The sequence below is a fragment of the Rosenbergiella gaditana genome, from assembly GCF_018494065.1.
In the GTDB taxonomy this organism is placed as follows: domain Bacteria; phylum Pseudomonadota; class Gammaproteobacteria; order Enterobacterales; family Enterobacteriaceae; genus Rosenbergiella; species Rosenbergiella gaditana.
Genome location: NZ_JABBFR010000012.1, coordinates 91,337 through 105,479, shown reverse-complemented (window position 1 = coordinate 105,479; position 14,143 = coordinate 91,337). Strand labels below are relative to the sequence as shown.

Genomic DNA, 14,143 nt, shown 5'->3' with positions numbered 1-14,143 from the left:
CATCCGTAGCTCAGCTGGATAGAGTACTCGGCTACGAACCGAGCGGTCGGAGGTTCGAATCCTCCCGGATGCACCATAATGGTTGTTACACACTTCTTTGGTAAGTTTGTTACCTGTCAGTTACAAGAATTCTGCAATGCATCCGTAGCTCAGCTGGATAGAGTACTCGGCTACGAACCGAGCGGTCGGAGGTTCGAATCCTCCCGGATGCACCATTAGTCATGTAGTTCCCCAGGCTATAACTCGCATTACCCCATACTCTGCATCCGTAGCTCAGCTGGATAGAGTACTCGGCTACGAACCGAGCGGTCGGAGGTTCGAATCCTCCCGGATGCACCATTAGTCATGTAGTTCCCCAGGCTATAACTCGCATTACCCCACACTCTGCATCCGTAGCTCAGCTGGATAGAGTACTCGGCTACGAACCGAGCGGTCGGAGGTTCGAATCCTCCCGGATGCACCATTCGCTTTTCTTCCCTAAATCTATAATCTTTATTAAATAATTCAATTGTTCTGCGCTAAGATAGCTTTTTACCGCCATAGCATCTAAGGTTTACTCATGTCCGCGACAACGGGCCGACAATCGGCTAGAGTATTGCCTGACTAATGATTGAATTAAAAAGACTTTCACCAAGGGAGGTGTCAGTGTTACCTGACGTTACTAACGCGTTACGCTGGCTACAACAACAGCCACAGCTCTTAGCTGGGATCGGACGAGGAATCGAACGGGAATCCCTGCGTGTTCGGGCTGATGGCTCATTATCGGAACAAGGCCATCCTACAGCGCTTGGATCAGCACTGACCCACGATTGGATAATTACTGATTTCGCCGAATCATTAATGGAGTTTGTCACACCTGTTGATCGTGATATCCCTCATCTACTGACATTTTTACGAGACCTGCATCGCCATGTTGCAAAGAATATTGGTGAAGAGAGACTTTGGCCGTTTAGTATTCCTGGTACCATTGCCGATGCGGAAACTATTGCGCTAGCCGATTATGGTTCGTCTAACCTTGGTCAGATGAAGCATATCTATCGTCAGGGCTTAAAACACCGCTATGGCTCGTTGATGCAGGTGATTTCAGGTATTCATTATAATTTTTCCTTACCGATCGCCTTTTGGGAAGCGAGAGCATTAGCCTATAACGATTCCCGCCCTGTACAAGTGATCGCTTCTGACGGCTACTTACGTCTAATTCGTAACTACTATCGCTTTGGCTGGATTATTCCTTACCTTTTTGGTGCTTCGCCGGCGGTCTGCGAAAGCTTCCTGGGTGACAATCCGGTATTGAAGACGATGGAAAGCGATGGGCAAGGGGCACGTTGGTTCCCTTATGCGACGTCGTTACGACTGAGTGACCTCGGTTACACCAACAAATCCCAAAGTGGTTTGGAAATCTCATTTAATTCATTGGATGAGTATGTTGCTGGTTTAAAACGAGCGATAGCCACCCCATCAGAGTCTCATGAGAAAATGGGATTATTTGATGCGCATCAGCGCCGTATTCAACTCAATACTAACGTGTTGCAAATTGAGAATGAACTCTATGCGCCAATCCGTCCTAAGCGAGTCATTCGTCCGGGGGAAGCACCTTCGGATGCCTTGATGCGTGGGGGGATTGAATATATTGAAGTGCGTTCATTGGATATCAATCCATTCTCCGCCACGGGCATCAGTGAAGAGCAGGTACGTTTTCTTGATCTGTTTCTCATCTGGTGTGCATTAATTGATTCACCTGATATGGATCAAGCGCAACTGAGCTTTGTTAAGGGCAATTGGAATACCGTTATTTTAGAAGGGCGTAGACCAGGCCTTAAATTGAAAGCGGAGTGTGGACAGCAGGATTTCTCGTTGCAAGAGGCAGGGTCAGCACTATTCGATGGATTAGCCTTAATCGCTAAGATCCTGGATCAGGGAGCGGACACCGCTTATCAGACGACGTGTCAGACATTACATGGCATGATTACTGATCCTGATAGCACGTATTCGGGTAAAATCTTAAGTGTAATTAAGCAAGAGGGTTTTATTGGTAGCGGTATCACCTTGGCAGAGAATTATCGTCAAGCATTGATACAAGAACCTCTCGAAATTCTGACTGCGGAAATTTTTACCGAAAAAGCAATTGAATCGATTACCGAACAGAAGAATATTGAAGCGAGCGATACGCTCTCGTTTGAAGAATATTTAGCTTCCCGAAACGGGTAGGCAAGAAAAGAAAATGGCCACATCATTGTGGCCGAATAACATCTTAGTTGTCAGGATGATGATAACAAATGCGCGTCTTTCATAGATTAAGACGTCGTAGCGTGTATAAAGTTCATCAAATCGAAAATTTTTTTTAGCGAGGTGAAATATGCCATTATTGGATAGCTTTACAGTAGACCACACACGCATGGCTGCCCCAGCAGTTCGTGTGGCGAAAACCATGAATACTCCACATGGCGATACCATCACCGTATTCGATCTCCGTTTCTGTATTCCTAACAAAGAAGTGATGCCTGAACGTGGTATCCACACGTTAGAACACCTATTTGCCGGTTTTATGCGTAATCATTTAAATGGTGATGGTGTGGAAATCATCGATATTTCTCCAATGGGTTGCCGTACCGGTTTCTATATGAGCCTAATTGGAACGCCAGCTGAGCAACGTGTTGCCACAGCTTGGAAAGCGGCGATGGAAGATGTATTGAAGGTTCAGGATCAAAAGAAAATTCCTGAATTGAACGAATATCAGTGTGGCACTTATGAGATGCACTCCCTGAGCGAAGCGCAAGATATTGCGCGTCATATCATTTCTCATGATGTGCGTGTTAACCATAACCAAGAGTTAGAACTCCCTCCTGAAACACTTAAAGAGTTAGAGATCTAACACTTATCATTTAGTTATTCGCTTCAAAAGCCGCGCCGGGTATTACTGTGTCGCGGCTTTTTTCATTGGCGCTGACAATAACAAAGTCATTTTGTCTAAGACGTTGCAAGAAGTTGAACAAGAGTGGAAAGCGGTCTAAAGACTCTTGCTACCAGCCTTCGGCTGGTAGCATCCTGATCATAAGCCCGACAGTGACTGGTTACCCAGAGCTTGTGCAGCACAAATTAATGCTAAATGACTCAATCCTTGCGGCAGATTTCCTCGCCATTCCCCGGTTCGAATATCAAACATTTCATTAAATGTTTCAACATTTCCCCTATCACACAATGTTTTAAGAATTGTTTCCATATTTTTCTGGGCCAACGCATTGTCGTCTAAAGCGTCCAGTGCTTCGACCATCCAAAACGAGCAGGCAACAAAAGTACTCTCCTCTTTTTCAACGTGGCTGTAGCGATACAGATGAGGTCCACCGTGACCCAGCTCTTCGATGATGGCATGATATGTTGAAAGCATGCGTGGCTTATTGATGCGTGCACCATAGCGATACACCAAGGTTAGCGCTGCATCCAGTTCATCATTATCGTCAGAATAAAATCGGTAAGCTTGACGTGTTTCAGACCAGCAATGGTGTTCAACCCATTGTGCAATGTGATCACGTTCAGCCGCCCAACGATCACGCCATGTTGCTTCTAAATGACCAGCGTCGGCTAATTCTACCGCGGCATCAAGGGCTAACCAGCAGGCCATCTTAGAATGGGTGTAGTGCTGCAGATCCGGCAATTCCCACATACCTGAATCCTTCAAGCGCCAGCGATCAGCACATTGATTCGCTAAGCGACTCAACAACCGTGAAGTCTCTAAATCAAGGATATGCCCAGATTCTACGAATAATTGCCCGACGGCCAACATATCACCATACATACTGAGTTGGCGTTGGTCGCGTGCGTTATTACCTTTACGGACCGGTAACGAATTTTTATAGCCCTGTAAGTCTAAATAAGTTTCAGCTGGTACCTCTCCGCCTTCTAGCGTGTAGCAGGTGAGCAGTTCTTCACCATGGCGCATAATGGTTTTTGACAGCCAAGAGTAAGCGGCTTGGCAATCTTCTAGCGCGCCTAAGTATACGAAAGACTTAATAATTAGACAGGCATCGCGGATCCATGCATAGCGATAATCATAATTTTTTTCTCCGCCAATCCCTTCTGGAAGTGAGGTGGTGGCCGCTGCCGCCAGTGCACCGGTTGGCGAAAACCATAAAAATTTTAGGGCGAGGGCTGAACGGGTAACATATTGTGGATAGCTTCCCTGATAGCTCAAATTATCCACCCAGCTTTGCCAAGCAAGGTGGCTAGTTTCGATACGTTTATCAATCGATTGTAATGTGGGGACCGCTAGGGGTTCTGACCGCGAGACCAAGAGGGCGCACAACGAAGACGAAGAGGGATGAGTGGTTAATAGCGCTCTCACCTCATTGCTTTCGCACGTTTCAACCTCAAAATCATCACTGCAGCGGAGCATGACCATCAAGTCGCCGATATGGAAGACATTCCCTTGGTCAGTGGTGTCGAGCCAAGGTGAACGGGTTTCGACTTGTGTCCCAAAACGAATGCTGAGTCGAAAGTCGATTTTTCCTTCTTTCCCTTCAATTCTTCTGGCTAATTCGTTCCAGGGAAGGGGGCCGGCAAGATTACTGTTAATGGATTCCGTTAATAAGGCGCGGCCTGAAGCGGTAATATATTCAGTTTCTAAGATATTACTGTTTTCGCGATAGCGTCGTTGAACACTATATTCTTCGATAGGCGTCAAACTGAAGTAACCGCCAATGTCACTATCCAGTAATCGGTCAAATAATGCAGGCGAGTCTATATGGGGTACGCACCACCAGTCGATGCCGCCATCAGGCGCAATGAGTGCGACGGAACGTCCTTCGCCAATGGCGGCATAGTCGCCAAGACCGACAGTTCCCTGCTGGCGAATAGGTGAATGATATTGACTATTCTTCAAGCGTTTCTCCTTGTGGCGCACGAACGAGCTAAGTGAAATCTGATTGTTAATGAGTCATTTAAGCATGGCACAGAAAGTGATTTTGTCTTGAAAACAGGAAGATATTGCGGGATAAATAAAAAACGCGACCAAGATGTCGCGTTTTAAGGAAGGGGGATTAACTCTGTTTCAACGGTTTATTTGGCACGACACGTACCTGCTTCACCCTATTATCTTGTACATCAAGAATATCGATAGCGAAGCCACTCAGAGTTACTTTGGTATTCGTTTCCGGGATTTCTTCTAGAAACTCAAGCAGCATTCCATTGATGGTTCGAGCACCATCTTCTGGCAGGCTCCAGTTAAACGCTTTATTGATCTCTCGTATATTCGCACTGCCGTCGATCAATACCGAACCGTCATTTTGAGGCATCACTTCTTCGGCTAAAGAAGGGGACATCGACGTGGTAAAATCACCAACAATTTCTTCCAAAATATCTTCGATAGTCACCAACCCTTTAATATCGCCGTACTCATCAATCACAAGGCCAGTTTTTTTCTTATTACGCTGAAATTTTACTAACTGTTGGTTTAGCGCTGTACCTTCAGGGATGAAATAGATTTCATCTGCTGCACGCAGCAAATTCTCTTTAGTAAATTCACGCTTGTCGTTCATGATACGCCAGGCTTCACGTACACGAAGCATTCCGACACAGTCTTCAAGGGTATCTCGATAAAGCACTATACGGCCATGTGGTGAGTGGGTAAGCTGGCGGATCAACGTTTTCCAATCGTCATTGATGTTAATGCCGACGATTTCGTTACGCGGGATCATGATATCGTCAACGGTGACTTTTTCGAGATCCAGTACGGACAGCAACATATCTTGGTTGCGGCGCGACATCAGATTCCGCGACTCATAAACAATGGTCCGTAACTCTTCCTTACTGAGTGCAGAACTCATTGAATTCTCAGTTTTAATACCGACTAAGCGCATTAAAAAGCGGGTAATGGTATTCAATAACCAGACGATAGGCAGCATGATCGTTTGAATGGGACCCAGTAATAAGCTGCTTGGGTAGGCAACCTTTTCCGGGTAGAGCGCGGCAATCGTTTTGGGTAAAACCTCTGCAAAAATTAAGACTACAAAGGTTAATACCCCGGTCGCAATCGCGACACCGGTATTACCGTAAAGGCGCATGCCGACAATGGTCGCCAGCGAAGAGGCCAGAATATTAACTAAGTTATTACCGATAAGGACTAAGCTTATCAATAAATCAGGGCGCTTTAGGAGTTTCTCCACACGTTTAGCCGCTCGGTTTCCCTGCTTTGCATGATGCCGTAACTTATAACGGTTAAGTGTCATCATGCCGGTCTCTGAACCGGCGAACCAAGCAGAAACTAAAACCATAACAACTAAAATAATAATCAACGACGTGGTCGAGACAGAGTCCACTGAAACAATCCTTAATGAGTGAGTAATTGCTGAAGTACGCGGCTACCAAAGTAAGCCATCGTTAGCAGAAGGGCGCCACTACAGTTGAACCAGACGACACGGCGTCCTCGCCAACCTTTTTGGTAATGTCCCCACAGTAAAATGAGATAGACAAACCAGGCTAAGAAAGAAAGGATAGCTTTATCCATGTTCTCAGCGCTAAAAAAATTCTGTAAATAAAAAATACCACTGGCCAAGACTAAGGTGAGTAAGACAAATCCAACTTGAGTGATATGGAACATCTTACGCTCTAACACCATAAGCGGTGGCATTTCATGGTTAAAAGAGAGTTTTTTATTTTTAAGCTGATAATCAATCCATACCAGTTGCAGGGCATACAACGCAGCAATAATCAGCGTCGCGTAGGCAAATAGCGCTAAGCCGATATGCACTAAAATCCCTGGGGTCGCTTCAAGATGCGTTAAAAACGCATTGGGAACAAAGGTTGCAAAAGCGAGATTAATTAAAGCAAAGGTATATACAAAGGGTAGCAACAGCCAGCCACGATTACGCGAAGCGACTACGGTCATCACCGCACAAATGATCAGGCTTATCACCGAACCAATATTAAGCAGGCTAAAGTTTTGGCTGCTTTCAAGGTTAAAGATCCGTTGCTCAATAGCGACGCCATGACAAATGAGCGCCACAATGGCTGAAAGCATAGCCATCATCCGCCAGCCATTACTGCGAGTCAGCAGGCTCGGTATGATTAACGCAAGACTTAGGGAGTAGGCGAATAACGCCACTATCGCAAACAAAGACATAGATGATGGATTCGTTTAAATATTGCCATTAAACGTCCAGTATAACGTTACCTGCTGCCCGCGCCAAACGATCTCAGTACAATTGCAGAGATCTCTGTAACTTCATGCTATGATAGGCACAATATGTCTCACAGGCGGCTTCGCCAGCCTATATCTGAGTAGTGGATAATGTTTGATAACTTAACAGATCGATTGTCGCAAACACTGCGCAATATCAGCGGTCGCGGCAGGCTGACCGAAGAAAATATTAAAGAAACACTGCGCGAAGTGCGCATGGCTCTGCTTGAAGCCGACGTCGCACTTCCCGTTGTACGCGATTTTATTGCTCGGGTAAAAGAGAGTGCCGTTGGGCATGATGTCAATAAAAGCCTCACGCCGGGCCAAGAGTTCATCAAAATTGTTCGTGATGAACTGGTTGCCGCCATGGGCGCTGAAAATAACGCACTAAACCTCGCTGCACAGCCTCCTGCGGTCATCTTAATGGCGGGCTTACAAGGTGCCGGTAAAACCACCAGCGTGGGTAAACTCGGTAAATTTCTGCACGAAAAGCAAAAGAAAAAAGTGTTAGTGGTGTCGGCCGACGTCTATCGCCCCGCGGCGATTCGTCAACTTGAAACCTTAGCCGAGCAAGTGAATATCGACTTCTTTCCGTCTGATGTCAGTCAGAAGCCAGTTGATATCGTAAACCTTGCTTTGAAAGAAGCGAAGTTAAAATTTTATGATGTCTTAATCGTCGATACCGCCGGTCGTTTACACGTCGACGAAGCAATGATGGACGAAATTAAAGATGTCCACGCTGCCCTGAATCCAGTCGAAACACTGTTTGTGGTCGATGCCATGACCGGTCAAGATGCGGCAAATACGGCTAAAGCCTTTAACGAAGCGTTACCGCTCACCGGTGTGGTCTTGACCAAAGTTGATGGTGATGCGCGGGGTGGTGCGGCACTTTCTATTCGTCATATCACGGGTAAACCCATTAAATTTATGGGTGTGGGTGAAAAGACGGAAGCCTTAGATCCTTTCTATCCCGATCGGATTGCTTCGCGGATTTTAGGGATGGGCGATATGCTCTCTCTTATCGAAGATATTGAGAGTAAAGTCGACCATAAAGAAGCTGAGAAGCTCGCGAAAAAGCTAAAAAGCGGTGATGGCTTCGACTTAGACGACTTCCTGCAACAACTGAAGCAAATGCGAAACATGGGCGGACTCACCAGTTTAATGGGGAAACTGCCAGGTATGGGACAACTGCCCGACAACATGAAATCGCAAATGGACGATAAAGTTCTGGTGCGTATGGAAGCCATTATCAATTCCATGACGCGTCAGGAACGTGCCAAGCCTGAGATTATCAAAGGATCACGTAAACGCCGTATCGCCACAGGCTGTGGATTACAAGTACAAGATGTTAACCGCCTGCTTAAGCAATTCGATGATATGCAGCGGATGATGAAGAAAATGAAGAAGGGTGGTATGGCCAAGATGATGCGTGGCATGAAAGGCATGATGCCGCCTGGATTCCCTGGGCGTTAAGCCTAAAACGAAAAGACTCGAGCGTTTTTACATTATCGGTTGCTTTTTGCGCCAAAATAAGTAAAATTTTCGGGCTTTTATATTGCACCTGGGCCCCGTTCCTCGATGGGGCCCAGTTGTTTTATTAACTCAAGAGGATGTTATGGTAACAATTCGTTTAGCACGTCACGGCGCAAAAAAGCGTCCGTTCTACCAAGTGGTTGTCACTGATAGCCGCAATGCACGTAACGGTCGTTTTATCGAGCGTGTTGGTTTCTTCAACCCGGTTGCTTCTGGCCAGGCTGAAGGTCTGCGTCTTGATTTAGATCGCATTGAACACTGGGTTGGTCAGGGTGCAACTCTGTCTGATCGTGTGAATGCACTGATCAAAGAAGCAAAAAAAGTAGCTTAATCTGTCACGGTGGTGAGCATGACCAAAACTAACTCCGCACAGCCTCCGGCTAACCCACTCATTTTGGGTAAGTTGGGTGCGCCCTACGGGATTCGCGGTTGGCTCAAAGTGTTTTCCTCCACCGAAAATGCTGAAAGTATTTTTGACTATCAACCTTGGTTTATTCAACACGCCGGTAAATGGCAGTTGATTGAACTGGAGAGTTGGCGTCATCACAATCAGGATCTGATCATCAAGGTCAAAGGTATTGATGATCGTGATACAGCAGCTCAATTGACGAATGCCGAGATATCGGTTAACGCTGCTGACTTGCCTGCGTTGGATAATGGTGATTACTACTGGAAAGACCTAATGGGTTGTAAGGTAGTTAACCTCCAAGGCTACGAGATGGGGAAAGTCATTGATTTGATGGAAACCGGCTCGAACGATGTATTAGTCGTTAAGGCAAACCTGAAAGATGCTTTTGGTGCGAAGGAGCGGTTAATTCCGTTTCTTGATGAACAGGTTATCAGAAAAGTCGATCTCAAGACTTCAACTATTGAAGTCGATTGGGATCCTGGTTTTTGATCTCCGGATATCACGGTAACTGAGCGACGAAATATGTGGATTGGTGTTATCACCCTGTTTCCTGAAATGTTTCGTGCAATTACCGAGTACGGGGTAACTGGCCGAGCAGTCAAAAATGGCCTGCTAGACATTCAATGCTGGAGTCCTCGTGATTTCACGCATGACAAGCACCGCACCGTGGACGATCGTCCTTATGGTGGGGGGCCTGGAATGTTAATGATGGTACAACCCTTACGGGATGCCATTCATGCAGCAAGAGCCGCAGCGGGTGATAATGCGAAAGTGATTTATCTTTCGCCTCAAGGTCGCAAACTCGATCAACAAGGGGTTTGTGAATTAGCGACACAGCACAAATTAATTTTTGTCTGTGGCCGTTATGAAGGGATTGATGAACGTGTAATCAATGCCGAAATTGATGAAGAATGGTCAATTGGCGATTACGTGTTGAGTGGTGGAGAGTTACCGGCCATGACGATGATTGACTCAGTCTCCAGGTTTATCCCTGGGGTATTGGGAAAACAAGCGTCGGCAGAGGAAGATTCGTTTTCTGAAGGTTTACTCGACTGCCCACATTATACCCGGCCTGAGGTGTTAGAAGGCGAAGAGGTCCCAGCAGTGCTGCTGTCGGGAAATCACGCTGAGATAAAGCGCTGGCGCATGAAGCAGTCGCTAGGACGTACTTGGTTAAGAAGACCTGAACTTCTGGAAAACCTGGCTCTGACTGAAGAGCAAGTAAAATTGTTGAAAACGTTCCGTGAGGAATATCAACAACAACATGATGATGAGGAAGTCTGACTTCCCTTAATATCAGTTTACCCAGGAAAAGAGATACAATTATGAGCAACATTATTAAACAAATTGAACAAGAGCAGATGAAACAGGACGTACCTTCCTTCCGTCCAGGTGACAACGTGGAAGTGAAAGTATGGGTCGTTGAAGGTTCTAAAAAACGTCTGCAGGCATTCGAGGGCGTGGTTATCGCTATCCGTAACCGCGGTCTGCACTCTGCATTCACTGTTCGTAAGATTTCAAACGGCGAAGGTGTTGAGCGTGTTTTCCAAACTCACTCACCTGTTATTGACAGCATTACTGTCAAACGTCGTGGTGCTGTACGTCAAGCTAAACTGTACTACCTGCGTGAGCGTACTGGTAAGTCAGCTCGTATCAAAGAGCGTCTTAACTAAGGTCTCGCTAACGCGACATCGAAAAGTTAATAATGAACAAGGGGTTGGCCAATGGCCAGCCCCTTTTTTTATTGGCTGGTCCACGGATTGGCTACGCAGATTTTTTGTGGTCAGTCGTGGGTATCATCTTGGTGAATGCTGCTACCTACAGCCCGAACGGGAAAAAGGATGGAATCCAGGTCATCCCGCTTTCAGAGGTGGCGGCAAAGGATGAATTCCTGAACATTAAAAACGTGAGCTGCGACAACATGCTGGTCGTAAATCTTATGCCGCCTTAGCTGATGAGGGTTATCCCCAGCAACACGGGCGGGTTCGGTGACGTGGAAAAGGTTAGCAAGGTTTTTGTGCGTAATGAACTCACGTACCGGCATGACATACGAAAAGCGTACCAGAACTGGCGCGCTTCAGCATCAACGATTATTTTGGGGTCATGCGAATTCATGCCGCGTAGATATGCACTTTGCTAGCCTTCATGGGTTAGCTCAGAATTTCGACAATTCTGATGAATGCCCATGAGCATAAAGATGTCCGATTACCCTTTCTTTAACGGCATGAAGCCACTGGGCGGAAGTCATCTCCCATCGGTCAGGCGCAAAATCAAAGTTATATCGTTTGTCAAAGATATGTAAACCTTCAGGCTCCTGCTCAAACTCATAAATATTAGCCAGTAGCATTCTCAGGTTGAAAGGAGGCGAAGTATTCAGATATTCATTCAACAGATTGTCAAAATCACAATCTGGATCGAATATATCGCAATCCTGACCGAAATATGCCCCAACGAGATTGTCCATTTCACAGGACTTAGTCATATCAGTATCCATGAAATTCCTTATAGCGTAGGAAACGCAGTAACTAGGTAATATTGCTTGCCATTGTATGTAGTTGGCCTGATGACTATTCGAACACCGTAGGCTTTCTTAACCTCACTCGCGCCTCTTTCAATATAAATACCAATTGAAAAATTAAATTTGTGTTCATAAACAAGCGTCGTACGCGCATTTGAATACTTTAAAGCATATTCAATCTGCCTGCTTTTAAGCGACAAAACATCAGATATGACCCGCTCAGCCTGCTTGAGATTTTTAAAACTGCTTACTGCACGGGGCGCGCGAGGCTCAGATAAACGGGCGATAAGCTGTTCTGGCGTTTTTCCAACATGACGCGCAATCGTATGACCCAGCGCCCCTCCCTCATGTTCCATCAGACTGATACGACCTGAATACACTGAGGCAAGTCTTGCAGCCCCCGCGGCTGAGGCAAAAATAAAGGGTACAGCAAGATCAACGGTTACTCCGATTTTGTAAGCCGTTGCAGAATCCGCACCTAACTCACCCGCCGCTATTTCAGCTAATTGCGCTGTGGCAGTTTCCCTTTTACACCCGGTCCAGACTTGTTTTAAAGAAGCATTGAGCGTATCTAGACTATGGGCACCCACTACAACGCAGCCAGCTTTAGTGATCATGGTCGGTTCTGGCACAATACATAAAACGCCAGCGCCAAATATTTCAGCAACGCTGCCAACTACACCAAGGCCACCCCAAAGCCGATTACTTAATATTTCACCTTTGCTAACGTTCTTGCGCCGAACGATTGCGGCCATTTGTACGGGTGATAAAGCAAATGTTAACCCTTCATTCTCGTTCATTTTTAAATCCTTTTAACAGTGAACATGAGTTTAGAACCGCGGTGAGGGTATCAGTCTGCAGGCAGTCACTCAATAACCAATATGAACTAAGGTCTCGCTAACGCGACATCGAAAAGTTAATAACGAACAAGGGGTTGGCCAATGGCCAGCCCTTTTTTTCTGGATATAAGCATTACTACCAAACCATTCTCTGAGTTATTATTATTTATTAGTATAATCTTCGAATTAAATACGATTAAGCAAAACTGAAAACTTTCGCTACACTCCTTCCTTCGGTTAACACCCCTATTTAGCTTCACCACGACAAGGAGATACCATGAGCGATCGTAAAACACTCAACACGGCACAGGGCGAGCACGTTCTGCATCCGCAAACGCTGATGACCAGTTATGGCTATGATCCCATGTTGTCGGAGGGGGCGGTTAAACCGCCCATATTTTTAACCTCAACATTTATTTTTCGTACGGCAGAAGAGGGTAAAGAATTCTTCAACGTCACCAGTGGCCGAACTCCGGCACCAGAAGGACAAAAAGAGGGCTTAGTCTATTCACGCTTTAATCACCCTAATAGTGAAATTGTTGAGGACCGTTTAGCCCTTTATGAAGGGGCTGAGCGATGTGTGCTGTTCTCCTCGGGGATGTCTGCGATAACTACTGTCTTGATGGCTCTCTGTCAGCCAGGCGATACAATATTAAAATCCCAACCGTTATACGGTGGAACGGAAACTCTCTTTAACAAGACACTCTCTCGTTTTGGCATTAATACTTTCCCGCTACAGGATGCAAGTGATGCCTCTGCATTGCGACAGGATGCTATCCAAGCTAGTAAGCAAGGGCCTATCACCGCAATTTTTGTCGAAACCCCCGCCAACCCGACTAATTCCATGGCCGACATCAGCCTGCTTGCACAGTTAGCGGATGAGCTTGAGCACCAACAGGGTGTCAGACCGGTGGTGGTTTGTGATAACACCCTATTAGGGCCCATTTTCCAGAAGCCTTTGGCGCTGGGTGCCGATATTAGTGTCTATTCGTTAACTAAGTATGTAGGGGGCCACTCAGATCTGGTCGCAGGCGCTGCAATGGGAAGTCAAAAGAGGATTGCACAGATTAAGCAAATGCGCAGTGCAATTGGCACCCAGTTAGACCCTCATACTAGCTGGATGTTGGGTCGCTCATTAGAAACGTTACAACTTAGAATGGAAAAAGCTGCGGCCAATGCGCAGCAGGTCGCGCAATATCTTAGCCAACACCCGAAAATCTCAGCCGTTACTTATCCGCCTCTTTTTAATGCAGATAGCCGAATGAGTGCGCTTTACCATAAACAGTGTACCGGCGGTGGCTCCACCTTTTCATTTGAAGTCGGGAGTAATGAGGCAGACGCTTTCCGTTTTCTCAATGCATTAAAAATATTTAAATTAGCGGTGAGTTTGGGAGGTACGGAGTCATTGATTAGCCATCCAGCCTCGACGACTCACTCTGGCGTAGCAAGGGAAGTGCGTGAGAAATTTTCCATCTTTGAGACCACGATTCGTATCTCGATAGGTATTGAATATGCCGACGATCTGATCGCCGATATAGGTCAAGCTCTGGATACATTATGAAGCGTATCGACAGGTAAGAGAGTAGATATTATTGAGTATCCGCTTGGTAATATTTGATCTTAATCAATTTACTCTATGATCAACGGCGTAGAGTGGAGGGTGAATTGTTAAT

General features: G+C 46.1%; 13 protein-coding genes, 3 tRNA genes and 1 pseudogene. 12 read left to right on the top strand and 5 right to left on the bottom strand.

Annotated elements, in window-relative coordinates; all coding sequences use genetic code 11:
* The first annotated feature begins 138 nt into the window (after window positions 1–138).
* The 5 genes from HH682_RS10300 (at window position 139) to luxS (ending at window position 2,872) form a co-directional block, all read left to right on the top strand.
* Window positions 139–215, top strand: a tRNA-Arg gene (locus HH682_RS10300).
* A 47-nt stretch (window positions 216–262) separates the two neighbouring features.
* A tRNA-Arg gene (locus HH682_RS10295) sits at window positions 263–339 on the top strand.
* 47 nt (window positions 340–386) lie between these two features.
* Window positions 387–463 (top strand) — tRNA-Arg (locus tag HH682_RS10290).
* A gap of 182 nt (window positions 464–645) precedes the next feature.
* Window positions 646–2,208 carry a glutamate--cysteine ligase gene (gene gshA / locus HH682_RS10285; RefSeq protein WP_338049335.1) on the top strand — a complete coding sequence of 521 codons (1,563 nt, stop codon included), beginning with the start codon at window positions 646–648 and terminating at the stop codon, window positions 2,206–2,208.
* Between the two features lie 148 nt (window positions 2,209–2,356).
* On the top strand, window positions 2,357–2,872 hold the full coding sequence (luxS, locus tag HH682_RS10280) for an S-ribosylhomocysteine lyase (protein ID WP_092675735.1): 516 nt from the start codon (window positions 2,357–2,359) through the stop codon (window positions 2,870–2,872).
* A 177-nt stretch (window positions 2,873–3,049) separates the two neighbouring features.
* On the opposite strand, the gene HH682_RS10275 is transcribed toward luxS, so the two are convergent.
* From HH682_RS10275 to HH682_RS10265, 3 genes are all read right to left on the bottom strand, one after another.
* Window positions 3,050–4,876: a glycoside hydrolase family 15 protein gene (locus HH682_RS10275; RefSeq protein WP_214237470.1), complete on the bottom strand. Its 1,827-nt coding sequence runs from the start codon at window positions 4,874–4,876 to the stop codon at window positions 3,050–3,052.
* Window positions 4,877–5,033: 157 nt separating this feature from the next.
* On the bottom strand, window positions 5,034–6,311 hold the full coding sequence (locus tag HH682_RS10270) for an HlyC/CorC family transporter (protein ID WP_214237469.1): 1,278 nt from the start codon (window positions 6,309–6,311) through the stop codon (window positions 5,034–5,036).
* 11 nt (window positions 6,312–6,322) lie between these two features.
* Window positions 6,323–7,114 (bottom strand): cytochrome C assembly family protein, encoded by a 792-nt coding sequence (locus HH682_RS10265; protein ID WP_214237468.1) that lies wholly within the window; start codon window positions 7,112–7,114, stop codon window positions 6,323–6,325.
* A 168-nt stretch (window positions 7,115–7,282) separates the two neighbouring features.
* On the opposite strand from HH682_RS10265, the gene ffh reads away from it, so the two are divergent.
* The 6 genes and pseudogenes from ffh to HH682_RS15830 form a co-directional block, all read left to right on the top strand.
* The gene (gene ffh / locus HH682_RS10260; protein ID WP_214237467.1) at window positions 7,283–8,644 is read left to right on the top strand and encodes a signal recognition particle protein; all 1,362 of its coding nucleotides are present in this window, start codon (window positions 7,283–7,285) and stop codon (window positions 8,642–8,644) included.
* 142 nt (window positions 8,645–8,786) lie between these two features.
* On the top strand, window positions 8,787–9,035 hold the full coding sequence (gene rpsP / locus HH682_RS10255) for a 30S ribosomal protein S16 (RefSeq protein WP_214237466.1): 249 nt from the start codon (window positions 8,787–8,789) through the stop codon (window positions 9,033–9,035).
* An 18-nt stretch (window positions 9,036–9,053) separates the two neighbouring features.
* Entirely contained in the window at window positions 9,054–9,602 is a 549-nt protein-coding gene (gene rimM / locus HH682_RS10250) for a ribosome maturation factor RimM (protein ID WP_214237465.1), read from the top strand.
* A gap of 33 nt (window positions 9,603–9,635) precedes the next feature.
* Entirely contained in the window at window positions 9,636–10,397 is a 762-nt protein-coding gene (gene trmD / locus HH682_RS10245) for a tRNA (guanosine(37)-N1)-methyltransferase TrmD (protein WP_214237464.1), read from the top strand.
* Window positions 10,398–10,438: 41 nt separating this feature from the next.
* A complete protein-coding gene (gene rplS, locus HH682_RS10240; protein ID WP_048912526.1) occupies window positions 10,439–10,786 on the top strand; it encodes a 50S ribosomal protein L19 in 348 nt (115 codons plus the stop codon).
* 134 nt (window positions 10,787–10,920) lie between these two features.
* A pseudogene (locus HH682_RS15830) lies at window positions 10,921–11,253 on the top strand (hypothetical protein); the annotation flags it as partial.
* A gap of 15 nt (window positions 11,254–11,268) precedes the next feature.
* Here the strand turns inward: HH682_RS15830 and HH682_RS10225 are convergent.
* Window positions 11,269–11,607 carry a contact-dependent growth inhibition system immunity protein gene (locus tag HH682_RS10225; protein ID WP_214237462.1) on the bottom strand — a complete coding sequence of 113 codons (339 nt, stop codon included), beginning with the start codon at window positions 11,605–11,607 and terminating at the stop codon, window positions 11,269–11,271.
* An 8-nt stretch (window positions 11,608–11,615) separates the two neighbouring features.
* Entirely contained in the window at window positions 11,616–12,431 is an 816-nt protein-coding gene (locus tag HH682_RS10220) for an RNase A-like domain-containing protein (protein ID WP_214237461.1), read from the bottom strand.
* A 316-nt stretch (window positions 12,432–12,747) separates the two neighbouring features.
* Here HH682_RS10220 and HH682_RS10215 point away from each other — a divergent pair, with 316 nt between their 5' ends.
* Entirely contained in the window at window positions 12,748–14,031 is a 1,284-nt protein-coding gene (locus HH682_RS10215; protein ID WP_214237460.1) for a cystathionine gamma-synthase family protein, read from the top strand.
* The last annotated feature ends 112 nt before the right edge of the window (window positions 14,032–14,143 follow it).